This window comes from Bacillus sp. CR71, assembly GCF_003429245.1.
GTDB lineage: Bacteria > Bacillota > Bacilli > Bacillales > Bacillaceae_G > Bacillus_A > Bacillus_A thuringiensis_S.
Genome location: NZ_CP031748.1, coordinates 3,832,359 through 3,854,448, shown reverse-complemented (window position 1 = coordinate 3,854,448; position 22,090 = coordinate 3,832,359). Strand labels below are relative to the sequence as shown.

Sequence of the window (22,090 nt, the reverse complement as noted above, 5' to 3'; positions counted from 1 at the left end):
AAGTTAGTAATTTATTAATATATTAAATTTCTGATTGGTATATGAATCTAACGTTTGGGAAATCACGTTATCAACTATGAAGATTGAAGTACATGAGATGTGAAACCGAGGAAGAAATGCCATCCTTGGTTATTTATATTGTAATAATATTCATACCGGAATCATATTGAATAGATGTATTTTATTGTTAATTTAGTTAAAAATTAAGCAGGCTTATGTATAATAATTTATTGAAAAAATAATTGAATTTTTCAGATTAATGAATTAATATAAGGTAAGTAATTTTAAGATTTATAGAATATTGGAAGATGAAGGTTTTGAGAATTTTATTAGGAGCACAAAACGATTTTAGGATAGCTTTAAAGCTAGTGTAAAATGACGTTTGCTTCATCATTTTCAGGGCCGAAAGGAATTAGGGGAAAGCATCTTGTTTTAAAATGCGGCTATGAATCATCTAAGAGGGGGAAGTGAAGTGGCAAACAAAGAATTGAAAAGAGGTTTAGAAGCACGTCATATTCAAATGATTGCTTTAGGCGGAACGATTGGTGTTGGTTTGTTTATGGGGTCAGCCAGCACAATTAAATGGACAGGTCCGTCAGTAATGCTTGCTTATGCAATTGCAGGTATTTTTATCTTCTTCATTATGCGTGCCATGGGAGAAATGTTGTATATGGAGCCAAGTACAGGCTCATTTGCGACATTCGGTCATAAGTATATTCATCCGCTAGCTGGTTATATGACAGCGTGGAGTAACTGGTTCCAGTGGGTTATCGTTGGGATGTCAGAAATTATCGCGGTTGGAGCGTATATGCAATATTGGTTCCCGGATTTACCAGCTTGGATACCAGGTATAATTGCCATGGTCATTCTTGGTGCAGCTAACTTAATTTCTGTTAAGTCATTTGGTGAATTTGAATTTTGGTTCGCGATGATTAAAATTGTTACGATTCTATTAATGATTATTGCGGGATTTGGTCTTATTTTCTTCGGAATTGGTAACGGTGGAGAAGCGATTGGTATATCTAATCTTTGGTCAAATGGCGGTTTCTTTACAGGTGGTTTTTCAGGATTCTTCTTTGCATTATCACTTGTAGTTGGAGCATATCAAGGTGTGGAATTAATCGGGATTACTGCTGGTGAAGCGAAAAATCCGAAGAAGACACTTACAAGAGCAATTCAAAGTACAATTTGGCGTATTTTAATATTCTATATTGGTGCTATTTTCGTTATTGTAACTGTGTATCCGTGGGATCAATTAAGTACAATTGGTAGCCCGTTCGTAGCGACTTTTGCGAAAGTTGGTATTACGGCAGCAGCTGGACTTATTAACTTCGTTGTAATTACAGCGGCAATGTCTGGTTGTAATAGTGGTATTTATAGTGCTGGACGTATGCTTTATACGTTAGGGATAAATGGACAAGCACCAAAATATTTCACAAAACTTTCTGGAAATGGTGTACCTTTATTTGGTACAGTTGGCGTAATTATCGGTTTAGCGGTTGGTGTTGTATTAAGCTATATTGCACCGAAAAACTTATTCGTATATGTATATAGTGCGAGCGTACTTCCTGGTATGGTACCATGGTTCGTCATTTTAATTAGTCAAATTCGTTTTAGAAAAGAAAAGGGAGCAGAGATGAAAGATCATCCGTTCAAAATGCCATTTGCTCCTGTAACAAACTATTTAACGATTGCCTTTTTAATTATGGTATTAATCGGAATGTGGTTTAACGATGATACTCGTATTTCACTAGTTGTAGGTATTATTTTCTTAGCTATCGTTACAATTAGTTTCTATGCTTTTGGAATAGGGAAGCGAGCTCCGTTAGACGTTCAAAACAATAAAGAGATTTCAAGTAAATAAAGAAAAGGCTGTTCATCTGGAACAGCCTTTTCTTATTGTTGATATAATTTGATTTGTGATAGATATATTTGAAAAATCGTTGATATATTGTACGTTATGATAGATATATTTGAAAAATCGTTGATATATTGTACGTTATGATAGATATGTTCGAAAAATCGTTAATATAATTTCACATACTATCTGTCACTATCATGATTAAAATTTCTCTAATACGATTTTCCCGATGGTACGTCCACTTTCAAGTAGTGCATGTGCCTTCTTTAAGTTTTCAGCGTTAATAGGTGTTAATGTTTCATTTAAGGTAGTCTTTAAAATGCCTTCATCTAGTAGTTCGCTTACTTTATTTAATAGTTCGTGCTGCGTAATCATATCGCCAGTTTCATACATTGCTTTTGTAAACATAAACTCCCAAACGAGTGTAGCACTTTTACTTTTTAAAATACCCATTTCAAGAGGGTGTTCATTTTCTACGATAGAGCAAATTTTGCCTTGTGGTTTAATAAGGTCACATATTGCTTGCCAATGTTGATCTGTATTGTTTAAGCAGAAAATATAATCTACATCGCTGAATCCAAGGCTTTGTAATTGCTCTTTTAAAGGGGCATGATGGTCAATTGTATGGTCAGCTCCAAGCTTTTTAACCCAGTCTATCGTTTCGCCGCGGGAAGCAGTTGCAATTACATTTAGTCCAGCCCATTTCGCCAGTTGAATTGCAATTGAACCGACACCACCAGCTCCGCCGATAATTAAAATGTTTTTAAATGAGTTCGTATCTTTTTTAGTATGATCAATGCCTAAACGTTCAAATAAACCTTCCCAAGCTGTAATCGCTGTTAAAGGAATTGCGGCAGATTCAGCATCATTTAACGTTTTTGGTTTCTTACCAACGATTCTTTCATCAACTAAATGATATTCACTATATGTACCTTGTCTCGTAATGCTTCCAGCGTAAAACACTTCGTCGCCTTCTTTAAATAACGTACAACCTTCGCCCGTTTGTACGACAATACCACTCGCATCCCAGCCGAGTATTTTTGCTATATCTTCTTTTTTATCTTTCGGAGAGCGAACTTTTGTATCAACTGGATTAACGGAAATTGCGTTAATTTTAACGAGTATATCTCTTCCTGTAGCAACAGGTCTTTCAACTTCAATATTAATTAAACTGTTTTCTTCTTCAATAGGTAAGTATTCATGTAAACCAATTGCTTTCATTTCTATTCCCTCCATTAAAGTAAGAGTCATTTACTCTTTTATTATAGATGGTGAAATGCCATTATGTAAAAAAGTACACTCTTTTTTATTTATGCTGGTATGAAAGTGTGGAAGGAGTTTATTTCTAAAAAGCAGAATTTTTTATTGTGTTACTTTATCTTAAATTAAATGTAAAGGTGGATACATAATGACAGTAAAAAAGCTTTATTTCATCCCAGCAGGTCGTTGTATGTTAGACCATTCTTCTGTTAATAGTACGCTCACACCGGGAAATTTATTGAACTTACCTGTATGGTGTTATCTTTTGGAGACGGAAGAAGGGCCTATTTTAGTAGATACAGGTATGCCAGAAATTGCGGTTAATAATGAAGGTCTTTTTAACGGTACATTTGTTGAAGGACAGATTTTACCGAAAATGACTGAAGAAGATAGAATCATAACTATTTTAAAGCGTGCAGGGTATGAGCCAGATGATCTCCTATATATTATTAGTTCACATTTGCATTTTGATCATGCGGGAGGAAATGGTGCTTTTTCGAATACGCCAATCATTATACAGCGTGCTGAATATGAGGCGGCGCAATATAGAGAAGAATATTTGAAAGAGTGTATATTGCCGCATTTGAACTACAAAATTATTGAAGGGGATTATGAAGTGGTACCTGGTGTTCGGTTATTGTATACACCAGGACATTCGCCAGGGCATCAGTCACTGTTAATTGAGACAGAAAAATCCGGTCCGATATTATTAACGATTGATGCATCTTATACGAAAGAGAATTTTGAAGATGAAGTGCCGTTTGCAGGATTTGATTCAGAATTAGCTTTATCTTCAATTAAACGTTTAAAAGAAGTTGTGGCGAAAGAGAAACCAATTATTTTCTTTGGTCATGATATAGAGCAGGAAAAGGGATGTAAAGTGTTCCCGGAGTATATATAGTGCAAAAAGTCATGAGCTCGCGTGCTCATGACTTTTTCGTTTAAATAATTTTTTTAAATAAATTATAAACTTTTTTTGAACTATCTTCGTTTAACTGATAGTACGTAAGGTTTACATCATCAGGAGTATCTTGCTGAGCAATCATCACTTCGCTGTTGTGATGATCAACTACCCATATGAAATATTTTTTATAAGTTCCATCTTCGAAAGTAATCCACATATCACAATCTATTAAATCTGATCCTTCCTCATCCAATGTTAATTTGCCTTTTTTTGCGGTATTCATACTGTTAATAAACGTTTTTAACTCATCTGTTTTTGTGAGAAAGATATCCTTTTTTGTTTTAATTGATTCGACATGTATATCTTTTATTTCCTGTTTTCCTAAAAAAACAGGAGGCTCATTTGGATCTCGGGAGCTTGAAATAATAGTAGCTTTCTTTTTCGGCTTATTTGCAGTATACAGATCTTGAATAGATTTTCCCGAGTTTACAAACCATACAATTCCAGAAATAATTAATACGCTACCTAACAATAAAATAATTTTTTTAATAGGATTTTCTCCTCTCTATTACTTTGTGTGAAGAGCTTTTCTATTAATATATGATAGGTAAGCGTAAAGTATTATAGTTGAACTTGGTTATGCTTCACAGTTTTTATCGGGCGATCTATGAGTAAATTGTAAGTGAGCCCAATTAATACGAAAATGCCACCGATAACTTTACCGATAGAGAGTTCATTTGTCAGGAAGAAATCAATAATAGTCCCCGCAAATAATTGTCCGATAAAGATGAGTAATGTTAAATAAAAGGCTGATATTTTAGGAGTAATATAGTTGGATAATGAAATAACGATAACGCCTACTAATCCGCCTAAGTACACGGCGATAGGAATAGATTGCAACGTATGAATAGGGATATACAATGAATCTGAACTGAAAATTAAAAATAACATAGAGAAAAATAATCCAGTAATATAATTGAAAAACGTGCCTTCCCAGTTTCCAATTTCCTTTGCTAAATTCGCGTTAATAATTCTAGCAACGACGATAGAAACACCAGCTAAAATAGCGATCGTAATATATAACATATTTTTGCCCCCATTAATAAATTGTCATGATAATAATCCCAGAAGAGATGAATGCTAATCCAACTAGTTTTTTCTTTTCAAACTTTGCAACTTTCATTCCTAATAAGCCGAAATGATCAATAACGATGGAAGCAATAGATTGACCGAGTAAACTTAATGCGATCGTAATAGAGGCACCGAGGACGGAGAAACTTATATTATTAAAAAGAACAGTGAATACTCCAATCGCTCCAGCGCTATATAAAAAAATCGGAATACCTTTATCGAAATGAATTTTATGTTTGTTTAAGATTAAAATGAAGATAACTGCAATTAAACCGACGAGGTGAATGACAACGCTTGCTGTATACTTCCCAATTAACTCGGATAAAATTCCATTCAATGGGAGCATAACGGCGATGAGCACACCAATAAAGACAGAAAGAAAGTTATACAATGTAATATCCCCTTTATATTTCATATTTGTAATGACTGTATCATGCTGAAATTGTGTATTGTTATGACATATGTCATAGTGGAAGAAGAAAATTTTAATTACAATGGGGATGAGTTGTAAAGGTGGGGGACTATGAAGAAAGTATGTAATTCTATTAAACTAGCAGAGTATATGAAGAAAAATAATATTGATTCATTTTTTAGTCATGATATGAAGCCATATATGGAACTTATATTTTTTAAAAAGAATGAGTTTATTTGTAGAGAAAATGAAGAAATAGAGTATTTATTTTTCTTCGTTGAAGGAAAAGCGAAAGCGTTTAATACATTAAGTAACGGGAAATCTGTATTGCTATGTTTCTATGATAGTTTGCAGCTGTTAGGAGATGTTGAGTTAATTCATTCTCAAAAGACTGCTTCAAACGTACAAGTAATGGCAGATTCATATTGTGTTGCTTTACCTTTAGGAAAAGTGAGAAATCAGCTATTTCATGATGCGAAATTTTTAAGATGTATTTGTGGATCGTTAGCACATAAGTTAAATCGACTTTCAAAAAATAGTACAATTAATTTACTATATCCACTTGAAAATAGACTTGCAAGTTACATGTTAGCAGCAGGGGAACGAGCGGTGCAGCACGGAAATCGAATTGTGTTTAGTGGGAATTTAACGGAAACAGCTGAATTGTTAGGAACGAGTTATCGGCACCTATTACGTACATTAAATATTTTTTGTGATAAAGAGATTATAAAGAAAAACAATGGTTGCTTTGAAGTAGTGAATGTGGATGTTTTGAGGGAATTGGCTGCGGATGTTTATAAATAGGAGATGAAGTTATAAATGATTACACCTATATTTAGAATTTTTGATATTGAAAAAGCAAAACTATTTTACATAGGTTTTTTAGGATTTAAACTGGATTGGGAACATCGGTATGAGGAAAATATGCCATTATATATACAAATTTCGTTAGATGATACTGTGATACATTTATCAGAACATCATGGTGATGCCTCACCAGGTGGTACGATTCGGATCAAAATAGATGATGTAAAGGATTATCATTCTGTATTATTAAGTAAAGAATATGCTTATTCGAAGCCGAATATAGAAAAAACACCTTGGGGTACAATTGAATTAACTGTGATTGATCCGTTTTTAAATAGAATTATATTTTATGAGGAAAAATTGTCGGAGTAGAAAGGATTCATATACAAATATTCATGGGTTAAGTAGTGTAGTTACGTGGTAAATGTAATGAAGAGTAGTTCATAAAGTAGTGAACTGCTCTTTTTCATGTTGTTAAACAGATTGAATTATTGAAAAATAAATCGTATGATAAAATACATGAACAAATGAGCATATATTCATTTGTTGTAAGGAGGAGGGAAAAGATGTTAGATGCAATCATTGTTGGAGCTGGTCAAGCGGGATTGACAATAGGATACTACTTGAAGCAGGCAGGATATAATTTTTTATTACTCGAGGCAGGAAACCGAATTGGTGATTCATGGAGAAATAGATATGATTCTTTGCGGCTCTTTACACCGAGTGAATATAGTAGTTTACCAGGTAGGATATTAAAAGGAGCAAGGAATGAATTTCCACATAAAGATGAAATTGCAACTTATTTAGAAGAATATGCAAGACATTTTCAATTACCGGTACAATTACAAACGGAAGTTCTAAAAATAAAGAAAGAAAAAGAAATATTTGAATTACATACTCCTACAGAAATTTTACAAACGAAAAAAGTTATTATTGCATCAGGTGGTTTTCAGCAACCATTTATTCCCTCAGTTTCAGAAAATCTTTCACCACATATTTTTCAAATACATTCATCACAATATAGATCATCATCGCAAATTCCACAGGGGAAGGTACTTGTAGTAGGTGGCGGAAATTCAGGAATGCAAATCGCAGTAGAACTTGCAAAAACGCATGAAGTTACGGTGTCTATTAGTCATCCCTTAACGTTTTTACCGTTACAACTTTTTGGAAAAAGTATTTTTAATCTGCTAGAAAAAGTGGGTTTATTGTACGCTGAAATAAATACAAAGAGGGGAAGATGGTTTCAGAAGAGAAAGGACCCTATTTTCGGTTTTGAAGGTAAGAAACTTATTCGTAATGGAGCAATCAAACTACAAGAAAAAGTAGTAAGTGCATCAGGAAATAACATTATGTTTCAGAATGGTGATATTTATAGTGCAGAAAGCGTTATATGGTCAACTGGTTTTGTTCAAAATTATAATTGGATTGAAATTGAACAGGCAGTGAATGAGAAAGGGTTTCCTAATCATATAAAGGGAGTTAGTCCAGTAAGAGGATTGTATTATATCGGATTGCCGTGGCAATCTCAAAGAGGCTCTGCGCTTATTTGTGGTGTAGGAAAGGATGCAGTATATTTGCTTTCTGAAATCAAAAAAATAGATCAGTAGCAATAACTACTGATCATCCATATGTACATGAATTAGGAGAGGTCAAACATTTATTAACTTTATTATAATAGATTTTCATAGAATTAAAAACTGAAAATTCAAATTTCATGTTGAGAAAGTTTTTTGTATCGAAATATATGAAAAAATAGGGATTTTCATCCCACATTAACGGACAGTAAGGCCTCCACTGATTAAAGTTTCACTTTATTAAAAGGAAAAATGATATTTATATTTTAGTAAATTATGATATAGTCTAAATAAGTGTGTTTTTCCATAAATGTAATTATTTTCATTGTAGTTTCGTTTATATAAGGGAAGGAGAAGTAATTATGAAGTTTGATGATCAACGCTTACTAGGAGTCCGATTAGGTTCTGTACTTGTGACAGAGGAAAATCAATATTTAGTAATTAAGAAAAAAGATCATTATGCACTATTAAATATACATAATTTAGAATGCACTCATGTTGAAGTGCAGTTAGAACATTTGGAAGAAATGTTACATGAAGATTTCCAGGAAAGTATAACGGAGATTATCGCACCAGAACATATAAAAATTGTTGCGAAAAATGTTATATAGATAAAGAAGCTGGAAGGAACAGCTTCTTTATTTTCATTATAAGGATAACGTTTTTACAACCTCACCAATGATCCCTTCCATTTGATGAACACCTAAATCGGAATTGGTCATAATAACAGCGCCATTCCCGCAGTATGGATAACAAACCATCATACATTGAAATCCGACGCCCCATCCGAGTGAATAAATCTGTAATTCTTCATTAGAATCATCTAGAAAAACACCTAATCCAGTCCATTTTGAGCAACCTTGAGGAGAAATCATGTCTAGTACTAATTTTTGAGAAAGTTTTAGTTTGCCCTTTCCTTGTAAGGAATGAATGATTTCAATGACTAAAGCTGATAAGTCAGTGAAATAAAACAAATGAAAGTTAGTAAGGGGGAACATTCATGGAATTCTGGATGGTTATACCGATAGTAGCCTTTGGATTCATTTATATCGCTGAAAAATTAACTACAATTGAAAAGAAAAATGATGCGCGTTTAAAGAGAATTGAAGATAGATTACAATTAATTACGAAAGAATTGGGAATTGTAGAAAGAGAACCTGAAATTAATAAAGAACTACGCCAGCTTGTAGAAGAAGGCAAAAAAATTACAGCAGTTAAGAGAGTAAGAGAAGCTTTTGGTTTTTCCTTACTAGAAGCGAAGCAATATGTTGATAAATTATAAAAAAGATCATCCATTTGGGTGATCTTTTTCACTGCACCATGCGTGTATTTACATAAGCCGCGATTATAACGTGTCCAATTATAATGATAGGAAATAAGATTTTGGCATTAGGAGTAGTGAAGACACTACCGATTGTCGCAATGACACCAGCAATTAAATTATAAAGACCTACTATTTTTGATAGTGTCACTTTATCAAGCACGCGGCGTTCGTTGAATCCTGATAAGAGGCAAGTGTATTGTTTTACTCCGATGAAATAAGCTAGTGCAAATGAAATGATTGCTACTATGAATAATGATGGTGAAGCGAAGAGAGTCATTGCAAACACCTCCGTTAATGGGCTATAAATAAATTATAGTCTGAATGTTATAATTTAACAAAATACAATTTTGATTTTAAATGTAATAGAAAAATGGAGTATTTGTAATGAGGGGAGATTAAGTATGAATATTGTGGAGTTTCAGATTGGGATGACAAATTAACGAAGGAACTAATAGAAATGGTAGAAAAGAAATTTCAGAAGCGCGTAACGGATTTCATTATTACACATGCGCACGCTGATCGAATTGGCGGAATAAAAACGTTGAAAGAAAGAGGTATTAAAGCGCATAGTACAGCATTAACTGCAGAATTAGCAAAGAAAAATGGATATGAAGAGCCGCTTGGAGATTTACAAACAATTACGAGTTTGAAGTTTGGCAATACAAAAGTAGAAACGTTCCATCCAGGGAAAGGACGTACAGAAGATAATATTGTTGTTTGGTTGCCACAATATAAAATTTTAGTTGGAGGCTGTTTAGTGAAATCTGCGGAAGCAAAAGATTTAGGAAATGTTGCAGATGCATACGTAAATGAATGGTCTACATCGATTGAGAATGTGCTGAAGCGATATGGAAATATAGATTCGGTAGTACCTGGTCATGGAGAAGTAGGAGACAGAGGATTACTTTTACATACATTGGATTTATTAAAATAAGAAATTGTAGAAATACAAAAGAGAGGAGAAATAATTTTCTCCTCTCTTTCTTCTAACTATATTTAAATGCTGAATCTGTCGATTACGCCAGCATGTATTACTGAGATTTTAATTCCAAGTATACAAATACTAGAACTGTCATAATTGCTATAACAACGTAAGTAGCATCAAGCATTATAAGTGTTTTTAAAGTTTCAGTCATTCTAATTCACCCCTGTTATAAAAATATAACATGATCTTTTTATTGATTAGATAAGAGATCATAAAGATAAAATGTATATGAAATTTCTTAAGTAGTTTCTATATAAATATATCATATAAATAATGTAAGTAATGTTAAGATAGTGTAAATGTATTGTAAATAAAAAGCTTTACAATAAAGGCTTTAATAAAAAATGATAGTTCCTTAAAATAAAAAATACGCTATTCTTTCTATTGAATGATAGAAAAGGATGGCGTTTTTGTATGTCTATTTTCATATGTGATGAATTGCAACTATTTGTATAAGGGTTCAAAAAATTTTCGTTGTATATATTTCTCCAAATTAATTATTTAGCTATTTAAAAGTATCGAAAGATGTGTGCACACTAATGTACATTTTTTAGTGTCAATAAAAATATTATGTCAACAATATGAACTGTCACAAATCTTTATATATTATTGTGATTGATATCACATCACTTTTTTTCAATGGGTATTATGCTTAAGGTGTAATAAATGATTGGGAGAGGGTGGGATGATATGTTTTGTTATCAATGTGAACAAACGCCAACAGGCGGATGTAAAGTGATGGGTGTTTGTGGTAAGAATGAAACGATTGCGAGTTTACAAGATACGATTGTGTTTGGGCTAAAAGGAATTGCAGCTTATCGCACACATGCTGCTCAGCTAGGGTATACGGATGCATTTGTAGATGCTACAACACAAGAAGCTTTATATATGACATTAACAAATTCTAATTTTAACGAACAAGAGCATATTGATATGGCTATGAAAGTTGGGAAATCAGCTTTACGGGTGATGGAGTTATTGGATGAGGCACATACGAATCATTTTGGTGTGCCAGAACCTGTACAAATTACACAAAATCGTGTAGAAGGTAAAGCAATTGTAGTTACGGGCCATAATTTATTTGCATTAGAAGAACTATTAAAGCAAACAGAAGGAAAAGACATTAATATTTATACGCATTCTGAAATGCTACCAGCACACGGATACCCGCAGCTGAAAAAATATAAACATTTAAAAGGAAACATCGGTAAGGCATGGTATGATCAAAGACGCCTTTTTGAAAAATTTACTGGTGCCATATTAGCTACAACGAACTGTGTTATGCCAATTAAAGGCTCGTACTCTGATCGATTCTTTTCATATGACATTGCAGGTTTAGAAGGTGTACAAAAAATTGAAAATGATGATTTTACAACGTTAATTCAAAAAACGCTAGAACTTCCAGAAGTACATATGGAGTCGGATGAACAGTTAGTGACAGGGTTTCATCATAATACAGTATTATCATTAGCTCCAGAAATTATTGACGCAGTAAAAAAAGGGAAAATAAAGCGTTTCTTTGTTATCGCCGGTTGTGATGCACCGGGAAAAGGCGGAGAATATTATCGTGAATTAGCAACGTCACTTCCGCCAGAAACGGTTATTTTAACAACTTCTTGCGGGAAATTCCGCTTTAATGATGTGGATTACGGTGTTGTACCTGGTACGGAAATTCCGCGTTACATTGATTTAGGACAGTGCAATAATTCAATTTCTACAGTGAAAATAGCGGCTGCTTTAGCTGATGCTTTTCAATGTGAAGTGAATGAATTGCCAGTAAGTATTGTCCTATCATGGTTTGAACAAAAAGCGGTTGCCATTTTACTAGGGCTATTTAGTCTTGGGATTCAAGATATTCGCATCGGTCCAAAGGCTCCTGAATTTATTTCAGCTGGCGTGCTTGATGTATTACAAGAAACATTTGGTTTAAAACTAATTACAAATGCAGCAGAAGATATGGCTATGATGTTATCGTAACGGAAAAGATGTTTTCACTTAATTGTGGCTTTATAAATCATTTGTATGTGTGTGAGTAAACGTACATACATACAAATGATTATTAATAAAGAAAATTTGCTATATCTATAAATTTTATAATTTTATAAAGCTTTTAAAGTGTAACACCACATGCCCATCACCTTAAGATTTTAAGTATCCCCAAAACGAAATTTTTACATGAATATCTATAATTTCACCTCTTTTTCATTTGATTTGAAAATAAGCTTTCTATTTTTAAAAACCAACGATACCACCTCAAATTATATGAATAAAATCCATTCATTTATTAGGAAAATGGATTAAAAATAATAAGGTAGACTAAAAAGTAAAATATTATTTATGATAGTCATTCTTTTATAAAATTCAAATTGGAAATAGCCCTACTCATTTTCAAAATGGAGGGGCTTTTTTTACTGTAAAATCAATATCTGCAGCTTATTTTTGTTGAAAAAATTCTCATTCTTATTTTGATAGTGATATGGGTACATATACATGCACATCAATCTTTTATTATGAAGTAGCCCTTGAATATATTGTTTTTTATTGACAGACATAAAAATGATTTATTTGCTGTATTGATAATTTATAGACGTTATAATAAAATGTTTATGTATATGTAAACTTAATTTATTTTTGTTTGGTTTCATTGGGAGGTTAGGCAGTGTTAATAACAATAAAATAATGGATATATCACCTGCAAAAAGAATGAAACCAATACGGAGAAGATGATTTCGTTAAAAATTCGAAAAATAAGCGTTATTAGCTCTTGAAGAAAAATGACTAGAAAAATTACAAGCATATGGAAAATAGGGTTATACAAAAAGTCCTAAAGGGGGACGGAATTATGGAGAAAAGAAAGTATTCAGTAACACCACAAGATCGAATGAATTATGTATTAGGTCTTTATTCTGCAGATCAACAAATTAATGCAGTTCTTTATTTTCCTGTAGGTATATCCAAGGAAATACTTGAAGAATCAGTAAGGATAACGTTGCAATTGCAACCAGTTTTGAACAGCCGGTTTGTAGAAAATGATATTCCTTACTGGGAGGAACATTCATCTGACACTAACTCATCTATTTGCTTTTTTGCAGAAGGAAATAATCAAGAACTTGAAATAATGGCAATAGATTTTATTAAAGAACCTGGTGATCGTATACAGGGGCCTATGGTTCAAACGAAATTATTACGGGGCACTACAACAGATATGTTAGTTGTGAAATTATCTCATCTATGTTCAGATGGTGCAGGAGTCAAGGAATATATTAAATTGCTTGGAACAATATATACGCACCTTTCATTGGGACGGTCTAAGAAGCAAATTATAAAGGAATTTGATGAGGGAAATGAGAGTTGTCGAGATCAATCACATGTATTCAAATACGCTGGAATATCGGACATAAAAAGTGCGTATCGTCCTAACCAAGAACAACAGGCATCGTTATGGTCTTTTCCATCTCAACCTAACAAAAATAAATTTCCCCAAATGTCCGTACGGCGATTGAGCCGTGAGCAAACTCTACGTTTAACCCAATGGACAAAAGCACAACAGGCTACCTTGAATGATGTAATCATGACTGCATACTTCCGAGCTTTATCACATTTCACTGTGTATGCAGAACCTCGCACTGCAGAAAAAATGATTGGCTTGACAATTGATTTACGTCGATATCTGCCTAATAATACAACTGGTGCTATTTGCAACTTATCCGGTATGGAAATGCCAGTGATTAAAATGGAAGACGATGAAACATTTAAGCAGACTCTTGTTCGAGTTAAACAATCAATGGATAAAATAAAGTCTCAAAATCCAGGTCTTTCTTCAGCAGCAGGAATGGAGCTACTGGCAGAAATGAAGCTATCTACAGTGAAGGAAATGTATAATCAGCAATATGAAGAGGCTGTACAGATGGGGATGGCGTTGCCATTACTGACAAATTTGGGAGTGATCGCTGAGGAACCTATTCAGTTTGGTCAAATTCAAGCTGAGGACGGGTATATGGCATCGCCTATTATGTATGCACCATTCTTTTCAATGGGAGTAAGCTCTTATAATGGAAGACTTACATTTACAATTGGTTATCATGCGCCGGATACATCAAAAGAAAAGGTAGAAAAATTTTTAGATAGTGTTGTGAATCAACTATCAGAAATAAAATAAAAGAGAATATAGAGAACAAATTTCTAACAGAATTGTATTTTAGGGGCTCGTATCATGTACGGATAATCTCTGGGAATTTTCTCTGACCGCACTTGCCTTTATGCTTTATATGCAATGGGAATGGTAGTGAGAAACAATTTGTATCGTGAAAAAACATGATATATCGGTATGAAAACAATAAAGCAGAGCTGATTTAAATTACACTTTGAATCAGCGCTGTTTTACTAGTTTGACGGCCCTTACAACAAAAAAAGGAGACTGTATCCGGTTAGGGTAAAGCGGATTTTTAATTTTTTTGAAAATAAAGTTGACATCCACAACTACTTAGTCATACAATGTAGTTGTAATAAGTAATACTGAATAGTGTAGTTTTACTCAAAAGCTATTCAGTAAAAATTCGCCTTAGTACTCTGTAGTACTGAATATAAGCCAGACAGAATAGGGGGTAAAGGAGGATCAGGACATGGAAAATTTAACTGAAATGCTGAAAGGTTCACTGGAAGGGTGTGTACTGGAAATCATTAGTCGCCGTGAAACGTATGGCTATGAGATTACCCGCCACCTGAATGATCTTGGGTTTACCGAAGTTGTAGAAGGTACGGTGTATACTATCCTCGTACGATTAGAGAAGAAAAAGCTTGTGAATATTGAAAAGAAACCATCAGATATGGGGCCTCCTCGTAAGTTTTATTCATTAAATGAAGAAGGCCGCCAGGAGCTTGAATTGTTTTGGGAAAAATGGGATTTTGTATCGTCAAAAATTAACGTCTTGAAGTCAAAATAGGTTCATAAGATAAAATGTTCTGGCCGATACTTTGAGAATTTCTTGTTCGGCTTTATAAAAAAGGAGGAAAATAAGATGTTAGAAATGTTCAAAAAGTTAATTGGTGATAAAAAAGAGTACAAAATGATGATGGCACGAGTTGAGGCTCTGCCAGAGGACTACCAATTTGTATTTAAGAAAATTCAAAACTACATGTGGAATTTCTCAGCGGGTAACGGGATGGATATGTTACACATACAGTATGAATTAATCGATTTGTTCGAAGCGGGTGCAGCGGAAGGAAGACAAGTGCTTGACATTACTGGGGATGACGTGGCTTCCTTTGCTGACGAACTAGTGGCAAACGCTAAAACGTATGTCTCCAAGTATCGTGAAGATTTGAATGAAAGTATTATGAAGAAATTGAGAAAAAAATAAATGCAATTAGTAATACCGACTGATTAGCTGGTTACAAATGTGAATTGCCGCCATCGCTATTCAGTTATATTTTTAAACCAGTACTAAGTAATACAGATTATCAGTGATACTAAATAGAGGGTGTATGTAATCTAATTTTATAAGGGGGAAAAAGTATGAGCAATGCAGCAATTTCTATAAAAGGGTTAAAAAAATCTTTTAAAGATAAAGAAGTCTTAGAGGGAGTGGATTTTGAGGTGCAGCGTGGCGAAATTTTTGCGCTGCTAGGCTCAAATGGAGCGGGAAAGACGACAACGGTCAATATCCTTTCGACGTTAATGAAACAAGATGATGGTGAAGTGAGTATTTGCGGTTTTGACGTCCAGCGACAACCAGATCATGTTCGTCAAAGCATCAGTTTGACAGGACAGTTCGCAGCTTTAGACGGCATGCTTACTGGAAGGGAAAACTTGATAATGATCGCTAAGTTACGTGGTGTTTCCAATCCCGCACAAGTTGCTGATAATCTACTTGCAAGATTTAGCCTGACTGATGCGGCCAACCAGAGGGCAGACCAGTATTCAGGCGGGATGAAGCGCCGACTTGATATCGCGATGAGTTTGATTGGGGCGCCAGCAGTTATTTTTCTTGACGAACCAACGACTGGACTTGATCCGGAAGCGCGGATCGAAGTGTGGGATACCGTCAAGGAACTTGCCGGCAGCGGCACAACGATCTTGCTCACTACTCAGTACTTGGAGGAAGCGGAACAACTGGCGGACCGTATCGCTATTTTGCATGGCGGAAAAATTATTACGACAGGTACTCTTACTGAACTGAAAGAGATGTTCCCGCCAGCAAAAGTAGAGTATATCGAGAAGCAGCCGACGTTGGAAGAAATTTTCCTTGCGATTATCGGTAAAAAGGAGGAGATGTAAATGAAAAGCAAAACAGGGGTATTACTAGGGCGCTTAATGCGCAATATTATGCGTAGTCCGGATACAATTATTACGGTAGCAATTACACCGATTATGATGATGCTATTATTTGTTTACGTATTTGGCGGGGCTATAAAGACAGGAACGGATAACTACGTTAATTATTTATTGCCGGGAATTTTGCTAATGGCTATCGCATCCGGTGTAGCTTACACTTCCGTGCGACTATTTACGGATGTAAAGAGTGGGCTGATGGCACGTTTCATTACGATGCCTATTAAGCGCTCATCGATATTGTGGGCTCACGTTTTAACCTCTTTTGTTGCTAATGTACTTACTATCGTGGTGGTTATTCTTGTTGCATTATTAATGGGTTTCCGTTCCAGTGCTAATATTCTAGAGTGGCTCGCGGTAGCTGGAATACTTGGGATGTTTACGCTGGCGCTAACATGGCTAGCTATCATTCCAGGATTGAAAGCGAAGTCTATGGAAGGGGCGACTGCTTACTCGTACCCGCTAGTTTTTCTTCCATTTATTAGTTCGGCCTTTGTGCCTACCGAAACGATGCCAAAAATTGTTCGTGCGTTTGCAGAGAATCAGCCTGTAACTTCAATCGTGAATGCGATTCGTGCTCTTTTATATGAAGGAACTGTGGGTAACGATATTTGGATTGCACTCGCTTGGTGCGTAGGTATAATGGTCATCTCTTACTTTTTCGCCAGTAAAGCATTTAAACGTCAGTTAGGGTAAGAAACGAGATAAACGAAACCTTCAGGAATAATATATATTTAGAAAAGCACGGGAGATTTTCCGTGCTTTTATTATTTATCATGCTCTCATTGTAGTAAATGAAATGGTATTTAAAAATAGGATAATTATCCAGTGATAAAGCTTAATATTTGAGGCTCACTGCTTATGGAATGTATAAGCACACTCGTTTTTGTAAATCTGCTAATACTTCATCGGGTATTTCTTTGATTTTAATATCCTTCCCTAGAAAAAGCAGCCAATTTATTATTTCCATCACTTCATCGGGATTGTTAACATTGATAAAAGTTTTTAAAATGGCTGTGGATTGGTAAGGATTAGTATAAGATATTGAAATTTTTAAAGGATGGTATTTTTTGAACTGGGCAATTGCTGTCGGACCAAGTTCAAATACAAGGTTAATTGCTTCGTCCTTCTTACTTAGTTTTTCTAAAATCTTTTTCTTATTTAGCCTTTTGTTCGTCGTGTATGGTTCGATATTAATGAGATCATCGACAGGAAACATCATCTTCTTTTCTTCTTTTAAGTCAAACCCTTCAATGATCCAATGGCTTTTTTCTTGATAAAGGTGCAATAGATAAATTGGATAAGACTTGATTTCTTCATCTTCTTTGATAGTAATCAATAAATGGTTATCTAAAAGAAGGATTTGAATGAGTTTTTCTAACATAGGATGGGGGAGATCAGAAAGCTCAAGTAGATCGGGATTATAAGGATTAGTCCCTTGGAAAAGCAAGAGTTGATTTAAAAGAACGAGATCATCTTGCTGGGTTTCTGAGATGAGTCCTAGTAGTTTTTCGGCTAAAGATTGACGACTCTTTAGGTAGGGAAGTTGTTGATTCCTCGTAGCCATAAAGGCAATAAAAAGAGCTTTCACTTCATTATCAGTAAAGCGAACAACGGGCAGGATAGAGTTGTGCATAACAAAATATCCCCCGGTCCTCCCAACTTCAGCGACAAGTGGCATTCCCATAGCTTCAATTTCTCTAATGTCTCTAATAGCTGTCGACCGTGATATGTTAAATTCTTGTATAATTTCAGATATTGTAAAGTGGGAGCGGTTGTTGATATACCGCATAATTGTATTAATCCGTTCAACTTTTTTCATTTTGGTCTCCTAAACAGTATCATTTTTTGACATGGTTTAAAGGTATTATAAACGTATCAGATGAAAAGATAAATCATTTGAATCATTTTAAAAGAAGGAAGGTTTTGAATATGAAAAATTATACGATTGAAGAAAAAGATAGCTTTATTGTGTTAGGTATTGGAACTGAAATTAAGAGTGACTATACAGACTTTGCTGGGATAAATAAAGAAAAGGAAGACTTTTGGTCGGCTGTTAAAGAAGATGGAAGGCTGGACACTTTAAAAGCTTTAGCTACAAATGAATACATTTTTTCCGTGAGCGAAGCGGTGAATAACAAAATGATGTATTATGCGGGTGTCATGACAGAAGCACAAATAGAAGAAGAATCTAGAGTGATTCAGTTTCCGAGGGGAGAATACTTAGTAGTGAAAGGGGAAGACAAAACGGCTAAAGAGCTAAGTAATAAGCTTACTGGCATCGCCTTCGGTCAAGCTTTACCAGAAGCAAAGGATTTTGCCTATGTTGGTGGACCGAATACAACGGTTGAGATGGGACAGAGAAATGGCCTAGTATTTGGTGAAATGTGGATTCCGGTTGTTAGGAAGTAAAGTGATAAAAGGTGCGAATATGGAAAGTAGAGGCTAATGATCTTGTATTGTTGGCCTTTTTGAAATGAATATAATATTCATATACTGCTACACAGTATGTTCTGATAAAATGGAATAAAAGGGAATTACTGTAAGGTGGTGGTGGGGAGAATAAAAAAGGCTATTTGAGCTATTCATAGTAACGTTTGTTTTTCTATTCCTTCATGTAAGTACATTTACTAATGAAAGATTTAACGATAAATTGGGATCCTTTACTTTCATTGTGCTACTTCTTATGCTTTCTATTTACACTGCATTTATAGAAAAGTATTTTGATGATATACAAAAGTGGATTCGAAATATTACATGTTGCTTTGCTTTATTCGTAGTGGTTTTAGTAGCTCTATGGATAGGTTATTTTTAGTCCTTACTTAAGAGAATGAGAAATATGTGATTACACTACATTCGATTCGATAATATGACTTAGCTGCATCGGTTTATATTAATCTTTTCTCTCCTCAATCATGATAAAATGTACAAAATGAGAATCCAATTTAATAGATATTATAAGAAAACCATCAATTTGATTATCCTTTTTCAAATTGATGGTTTTTATTTTTGAAATAAATATGTATTTTTTAAAAAAATATTTTTTGACCCCCATAAAACTATGTATTCCTCCGAATATGTATAGTGAAGAAAATAAATAGAAGAAAAATGACTATGAAAGAATATAGAAGCATTAATAAATTTACTAGATTAAGTGGGCATCCGAAATAAAAGGATGAAATTACCAATGATATAGAGAAGAGTTATTCAAGGATTGCAGATAAAATAGAAAAAGAATAAGCAAAACGAACGGTAGAAAATAAGAAAGTAGATAAAAATTAAAACTTAACTTTTGTGCCGAGAGAAAAGGAAAATCATTAAGAAAACGTTAGGAAAAGTTAGAATCGAAAAATATAACTAACAGCAAGAAGACAAGACCGAAGAAAAGTACCAAGAAAATCTGGTTAAATGGTCACTTGTGTAGTGGCCATTTTGCTATTTGAAGGAGGCTGGGAGATTACAAGTGTTGAGTTTAGTAATGAAGATCTTAAGAAAACCGAAAATAGAAGATATCGTATGTAACATACAAAACAACGAAGAAGACAAAGAAGCGTTTATCGTACAGTATCAGCCTTTTATTAGAAAATCAATCTCATCTGTCTGCCGCCGATATATAACAGAACAGGATGATGAATATAGCATTGGATTGTTTGCGTTTAACGAAGCAATTGAACAGTATTCATATACAAAAGGAAAATCCTTTTTAGCGTTTGCTGATCTTCTTATAAAAAGAGATGTAATTGACTATATACGTAAGGAGTCTAAACATAACTTTGTCTTTTTAAAAGAAGATGAGCAAGAGGAAATGTTAGAAATGCAAGTATCGCTTACGGAGTATATGAAAGAGATGGAAAATAGTAACCGTAAGGAGGAAATTCTTCATTTTCAAAGTGTGCTAGCTGAGTTTAAAATCACATTCTCAGAGCTTGCTAAAGAATCTCCTAAGCATCGTGATACACGTGAGCACTTAATAGAAATTGTAAAAATTATTATAAAAGAAGAGGAAATGATGGAAGAGCTGTTCCGAAAGAAAAAGTTACCGCTTAAACATATAGAACCACGTGTTAGGGTAAGTCGTAAAACGTTGGAACGACATAGAAAATACATTATTGCAATGTGTATTATTTTTGCAAACAACTATACATATATTCTGGATTACATAAGAGGGGAAAAGCATGATGAATAAAGGAATTGTGATGGATATAAAAAAGCATAGCGTAGTTGTTTTAACACCAAATGGAGAGTTTATTACGTGTAAAAGAAAAGGGGATTCTTGCATAATCGGGGAGGAAATCTTATTTGATGAGCAAGAACAAAAAGCATCGCATTTTTCGATCCCTTCCTTTTTAAAACCTGCATCAATACTTGTTGCTTGTTTTCTATTTGCAGTGCTGTTTTTCTACAATCAACCAGAAGAAAAAGTATTTGCTTACGTCTCAGTTGATATAAATCCAAGTTTAGAGGTGAGCGTAACAAAGGATTTTCGTGTTATAGATTTGCAGGCTTGTAATGATGATGGAAGGCGTATTTTAAAAGAATTGAAGCAATGGGAAAATAAACAATTGCAAGAAGTAATACGTAGGATTATAAAGCAAAGTCAAGAGGATAAGTATTTAACGAATGATAAGCAAGTTATGCTAACAGCTGTTGCAAAGGACAAGGCACTAGAACCACAGTTGGAAAAGGCGATGAAAGAATTAAAGAAAGAATATGAGCTAAAACATATTACAGTTGAATATCAAAGTAGCACAATGCAAGTACGAGAGAATGCTAGAAAAGCTGGAATTGGCACAGGTGTCTATATAAAGCAAGAGAGTGAGAAGAACAAATCGCTTACGCCTCCTGCCACGCCGTCTAATCCGGTGGAAAACGAAGAAGAGATACAATTGCAGCCGGAGTCATCTCCTGATGCATCACCGGATTTGTCTCCCGTACAAGAAAAAAAATATGAGAAGCCAGAGCATAAAGAACAAAAGAAAACAGAAGAACAGCCATCGAAGCAAATAAAAGAAAACAATGGAAGAGGATCCCAGCAAGAAAATAGAGGGAATCAACAGGAGAATAACAGTAGAGAATCTCAACAGGGAAATAATGGGGACCGACAAGGGAACAATGGAAGAGGATCTCAACAAGGAAATAATGGGAATCAGCAAGGGAACAACGGAAGAGGATCTCAACAAGGAAATAATGGGAATCAGCAAGGGAACAACGGAAGAGGATCCCAACAAGGAAATAATGGGAATCAGCAAGGGAACAACGGAAGAGGATCTCAACAAGGGGATAATGGAAATCAGCAAGGGAACAACGGAAGAGGATCTCAACAAGGAAATAATGGGAATCAGCAAGGAAACAATGGAAGAGGACCCCAGAAAGAAAATGATGGAAACGAGCAAGGGAACAATGGTAGGGGGTCTCAACAAGAAAATAGAGGCCACCAGCAAGGGAATGAAAAGAAGAATCAATAGAATATGGAAGTGAGAGATTCATTTCAAAGCTAA

23 protein-coding genes and 2 pseudogenes are annotated in these 22,090 nt (G+C 34.5%); 18 read left to right on the top strand and 7 right to left on the bottom strand.

Going from position 1 to position 22,090, the window contains the following annotated elements; translation table 11 throughout:
- Window positions 1-472 precede the first annotated feature (472 nt).
- On the top strand, window positions 473-1,864 hold the full coding sequence (locus DOS87_RS19350) for an amino acid permease (protein WP_001284408.1): 1,392 nt from the start codon (window positions 473-475) through the stop codon (window positions 1,862-1,864).
- A gap of 198 nt (window positions 1,865-2,062) precedes the next feature.
- On the opposite strand, the gene DOS87_RS19345 is transcribed toward DOS87_RS19350, so the two are convergent.
- Window positions 2,063-3,082 carry a zinc-binding alcohol dehydrogenase family protein gene (locus DOS87_RS19345; RefSeq protein WP_000643781.1) on the bottom strand — a complete coding sequence of 340 codons (1,020 nt, stop codon included), beginning with the start codon at window positions 3,080-3,082 and terminating at the stop codon, window positions 2,063-2,065.
- Window positions 3,083-3,269: 187 nt separating this feature from the next.
- Between DOS87_RS19345 and aiiA the strand changes: the two genes are divergently transcribed.
- Window positions 3,270-4,022 (top strand): quorum-quenching N-acyl homoserine lactonase AiiA, encoded by a 753-nt coding sequence (aiiA, locus tag DOS87_RS19340; protein ID WP_000216598.1) that lies wholly within the window; start codon window positions 3,270-3,272, stop codon window positions 4,020-4,022.
- 40 nt (window positions 4,023-4,062) lie between these two features.
- Here the strand turns inward: aiiA and DOS87_RS19335 are convergent, their stop codons facing one another.
- The 3 genes from DOS87_RS19335 to DOS87_RS19325 form a co-directional block, all read right to left on the bottom strand.
- Window positions 4,063-4,557, bottom strand: a complete 495-nt coding sequence (locus tag DOS87_RS19335) for a YhfM domain-containing protein (protein WP_000901705.1) — start codon at window positions 4,555-4,557, stop codon at window positions 4,063-4,065.
- Window positions 4,558-4,646: 89 nt separating this feature from the next.
- Window positions 4,647-5,111 (bottom strand): DMT family transporter, encoded by a 465-nt coding sequence (locus tag DOS87_RS19330; protein ID WP_000965812.1) that lies wholly within the window; start codon window positions 5,109-5,111, stop codon window positions 4,647-4,649.
- 13 nt (window positions 5,112-5,124) lie between these two features.
- Window positions 5,125-5,571: a DMT family transporter gene (locus tag DOS87_RS19325; RefSeq protein ID WP_002082423.1), complete on the bottom strand. Its 447-nt coding sequence runs from the start codon at window positions 5,569-5,571 to the stop codon at window positions 5,125-5,127.
- 108 nt (window positions 5,572-5,679) lie between these two features.
- On the opposite strand from DOS87_RS19325, the gene yeiL reads away from it, so the two are divergent.
- The 4 genes from yeiL (at window position 5,680) to DOS87_RS19305 (ending at window position 8,563) form a co-directional block, all read left to right on the top strand.
- Window positions 5,680-6,372 carry a transcriptional regulator YeiL gene (gene yeiL, locus DOS87_RS19320; RefSeq protein WP_000754833.1) on the top strand — a complete coding sequence of 231 codons (693 nt, stop codon included), beginning with the start codon at window positions 5,680-5,682 and terminating at the stop codon, window positions 6,370-6,372.
- 15 nt (window positions 6,373-6,387) lie between these two features.
- The gene (locus DOS87_RS19315; protein ID WP_000632390.1) at window positions 6,388-6,747 is read left to right on the top strand and encodes a glyoxalase superfamily protein; all 360 of its coding nucleotides are present in this window, start codon (window positions 6,388-6,390) and stop codon (window positions 6,745-6,747) included.
- Window positions 6,748-6,941: 194 nt separating this feature from the next.
- Window positions 6,942-7,985 (top strand): flavin-containing monooxygenase, encoded by a 1,044-nt coding sequence (locus tag DOS87_RS19310; protein WP_000882899.1) that lies wholly within the window; start codon window positions 6,942-6,944, stop codon window positions 7,983-7,985.
- Window positions 7,986-8,314: 329 nt separating this feature from the next.
- Window positions 8,315-8,563, top strand: a complete 249-nt coding sequence (locus DOS87_RS19305) for a hypothetical protein (protein WP_000666947.1) — start codon at window positions 8,315-8,317, stop codon at window positions 8,561-8,563.
- A gap of 36 nt (window positions 8,564-8,599) precedes the next feature.
- Here the strand turns inward: DOS87_RS19305 and DOS87_RS19300 are convergent.
- Window positions 8,600-8,914: pseudogene (locus DOS87_RS19300) on the bottom strand (penicillin-binding protein); the annotation flags it as partial.
- A 38-nt stretch (window positions 8,915-8,952) separates the two neighbouring features.
- Between DOS87_RS19300 and DOS87_RS19295 the strand changes: the two are divergent.
- Window positions 8,953-9,234, top strand: coding sequence for a hypothetical protein (locus DOS87_RS19295; RefSeq protein ID WP_000397727.1), 282 nt, complete (start codon window positions 8,953-8,955; stop codon window positions 9,232-9,234).
- 28 nt (window positions 9,235-9,262) lie between these two features.
- Here the strand turns inward: DOS87_RS19295 and DOS87_RS19290 are convergent, their stop codons facing one another.
- Window positions 9,263-9,553, bottom strand: coding sequence for a DUF3784 domain-containing protein (locus DOS87_RS19290; protein WP_000171767.1), 291 nt, complete (start codon window positions 9,551-9,553; stop codon window positions 9,263-9,265).
- A 141-nt stretch (window positions 9,554-9,694) separates the two neighbouring features.
- Between DOS87_RS19290 and bla the strand changes: the two are divergent.
- From bla to DOS87_RS19255, 7 genes and pseudogenes are all read left to right on the top strand, one after another.
- Window positions 9,695-10,210: pseudogene (gene bla, locus DOS87_RS19285) on the top strand (subclass B1 metallo-beta-lactamase); the annotation flags it as partial.
- 741 nt (window positions 10,211-10,951) lie between these two features.
- The gene (gene hcp / locus DOS87_RS19280; RefSeq protein ID WP_002082429.1) at window positions 10,952-12,238 is read left to right on the top strand and encodes a hydroxylamine reductase; all 1,287 of its coding nucleotides are present in this window, start codon (window positions 10,952-10,954) and stop codon (window positions 12,236-12,238) included.
- Between the two features lie 865 nt (window positions 12,239-13,103).
- Window positions 13,104-14,420 (top strand): condensation domain-containing protein, encoded by a 1,317-nt coding sequence (locus tag DOS87_RS19275; protein ID WP_098578391.1) that lies wholly within the window; start codon window positions 13,104-13,106, stop codon window positions 14,418-14,420.
- A gap of 463 nt (window positions 14,421-14,883) precedes the next feature.
- On the top strand, window positions 14,884-15,204 hold the full coding sequence (locus tag DOS87_RS19270; RefSeq protein ID WP_000429487.1) for a PadR family transcriptional regulator: 321 nt from the start codon (window positions 14,884-14,886) through the stop codon (window positions 15,202-15,204).
- A gap of 75 nt (window positions 15,205-15,279) precedes the next feature.
- The gene (locus DOS87_RS19265) at window positions 15,280-15,621 is read left to right on the top strand and encodes a DUF1048 domain-containing protein (protein WP_000891986.1); all 342 of its coding nucleotides are present in this window, start codon (window positions 15,280-15,282) and stop codon (window positions 15,619-15,621) included.
- A 155-nt stretch (window positions 15,622-15,776) separates the two neighbouring features.
- A complete protein-coding gene (locus tag DOS87_RS19260; protein ID WP_000063306.1) occupies window positions 15,777-16,538 on the top strand; it encodes an ABC transporter ATP-binding protein in 762 nt (253 codons plus the stop codon).
- Entirely contained in the window at window positions 16,539-17,288 is a 750-nt protein-coding gene (locus DOS87_RS19255) for an ABC transporter permease (protein ID WP_000837798.1), read from the top strand.
- 163 nt (window positions 17,289-17,451) lie between these two features.
- Here the strand turns inward: DOS87_RS19255 and DOS87_RS19250 are convergent, their stop codons facing one another.
- Window positions 17,452-18,414: a helix-turn-helix transcriptional regulator gene (locus DOS87_RS19250; protein ID WP_000755023.1), complete on the bottom strand. Its 963-nt coding sequence runs from the start codon at window positions 18,412-18,414 to the stop codon at window positions 17,452-17,454.
- Between the two features lie 110 nt (window positions 18,415-18,524).
- Between DOS87_RS19250 and DOS87_RS19245 the strand changes: the two genes are divergently transcribed.
- The 4 genes from DOS87_RS19245 (at window position 18,525) to DOS87_RS19230 (ending at window position 22,057) form a co-directional block, all read left to right on the top strand.
- Window positions 18,525-19,004 carry a GyrI-like domain-containing protein gene (locus tag DOS87_RS19245; protein ID WP_000801030.1) on the top strand — a complete coding sequence of 160 codons (480 nt, stop codon included), beginning with the start codon at window positions 18,525-18,527 and terminating at the stop codon, window positions 19,002-19,004.
- A gap of 175 nt (window positions 19,005-19,179) precedes the next feature.
- A complete protein-coding gene (locus DOS87_RS19240) occupies window positions 19,180-19,407 on the top strand; it encodes a DUF3963 domain-containing protein (protein WP_082180115.1) in 228 nt (75 codons plus the stop codon).
- A gap of 648 nt (window positions 19,408-20,055) precedes the next feature.
- A complete protein-coding gene (gene sigI / locus DOS87_RS19235; RefSeq protein WP_002082432.1) occupies window positions 20,056-20,778 on the top strand; it encodes an RNA polymerase sigma factor SigI in 723 nt (240 codons plus the stop codon).
- Window positions 20,768-22,057, top strand: coding sequence for an anti-sigma-I factor RsgI family protein (locus DOS87_RS19230; RefSeq protein WP_000981215.1), 1,290 nt, complete (start codon window positions 20,768-20,770; stop codon window positions 22,055-22,057). The genes sigI and DOS87_RS19230 overlap by 11 nt, the downstream gene beginning before the upstream one ends.
- Window positions 22,058-22,090 lie beyond the last annotated feature (33 nt).

What these genes read in the sequence shown, in the direction of transcription:
- aiiA (WP_000216598.1), top strand. Translation starts at nt 3,270, where the DNA reads ATGACAGTAAAAAAGCTTTATTTCATCCCAGCAGGTCGTTGTATGTTA.
- DOS87_RS19230 (WP_000981215.1), top strand. Translation starts at nt 20,768, where the DNA reads ATGATGAATAAAGGAATTGTGATGGATATAAAAAAGCATAGCGTAGTT.
- DOS87_RS19250 (WP_000755023.1), bottom strand. Translation starts at nt 18,414, where the DNA reads ATGAAAAAAGTTGAACGGATTAATACAATTATGCGGTATATCAACAAC.
- DOS87_RS19265 (WP_000891986.1), top strand. Translation starts at nt 15,280, where the DNA reads ATGTTAGAAATGTTCAAAAAGTTAATTGGTGATAAAAAAGAGTACAAA.
- DOS87_RS19325 (WP_002082423.1), bottom strand. Translation starts at nt 5,571, where the DNA reads ATGAAATATAAAGGGGATATTACATTGTATAACTTTCTTTCTGTCTTT.
- DOS87_RS19345 (WP_000643781.1), bottom strand. Translation starts at nt 3,082, where the DNA reads ATGAAAGCAATTGGTTTACATGAATACTTACCTATTGAAGAAGAAAAC.
- DOS87_RS19255 (WP_000837798.1), top strand. Translation starts at nt 16,539, where the DNA reads ATGAAAAGCAAAACAGGGGTATTACTAGGGCGCTTAATGCGCAATATT.
- DOS87_RS19330 (WP_000965812.1), bottom strand. Translation starts at nt 5,111, where the DNA reads ATGTTATATATTACGATCGCTATTTTAGCTGGTGTTTCTATCGTCGTT.
- DOS87_RS19270 (WP_000429487.1), top strand. Translation starts at nt 14,884, where the DNA reads ATGGAAAATTTAACTGAAATGCTGAAAGGTTCACTGGAAGGGTGTGTA.
- DOS87_RS19290 (WP_000171767.1), bottom strand. Translation starts at nt 9,553, where the DNA reads ATGACTCTCTTCGCTTCACCATCATTATTCATAGTAGCAATCATTTCA.
- DOS87_RS19260 (WP_000063306.1), top strand. Translation starts at nt 15,777, where the DNA reads ATGAGCAATGCAGCAATTTCTATAAAAGGGTTAAAAAAATCTTTTAAA.
- hcp (WP_002082429.1), top strand. Translation starts at nt 10,952, where the DNA reads ATGTTTTGTTATCAATGTGAACAAACGCCAACAGGCGGATGTAAAGTG.
- DOS87_RS19315 (WP_000632390.1), top strand. Translation starts at nt 6,388, where the DNA reads ATGATTACACCTATATTTAGAATTTTTGATATTGAAAAAGCAAAACTA.
- DOS87_RS19305 (WP_000666947.1), top strand. Translation starts at nt 8,315, where the DNA reads ATGAAGTTTGATGATCAACGCTTACTAGGAGTCCGATTAGGTTCTGTA.
- DOS87_RS19245 (WP_000801030.1), top strand. Translation starts at nt 18,525, where the DNA reads ATGAAAAATTATACGATTGAAGAAAAAGATAGCTTTATTGTGTTAGGT.
- yeiL (WP_000754833.1), top strand. Translation starts at nt 5,680, where the DNA reads ATGAAGAAAGTATGTAATTCTATTAAACTAGCAGAGTATATGAAGAAA.
- DOS87_RS19295 (WP_000397727.1), top strand. Translation starts at nt 8,953, where the DNA reads ATGGAATTCTGGATGGTTATACCGATAGTAGCCTTTGGATTCATTTAT.
- DOS87_RS19310 (WP_000882899.1), top strand. Translation starts at nt 6,942, where the DNA reads ATGTTAGATGCAATCATTGTTGGAGCTGGTCAAGCGGGATTGACAATA.
- DOS87_RS19275 (WP_098578391.1), top strand. Translation starts at nt 13,104, where the DNA reads ATGGAGAAAAGAAAGTATTCAGTAACACCACAAGATCGAATGAATTAT.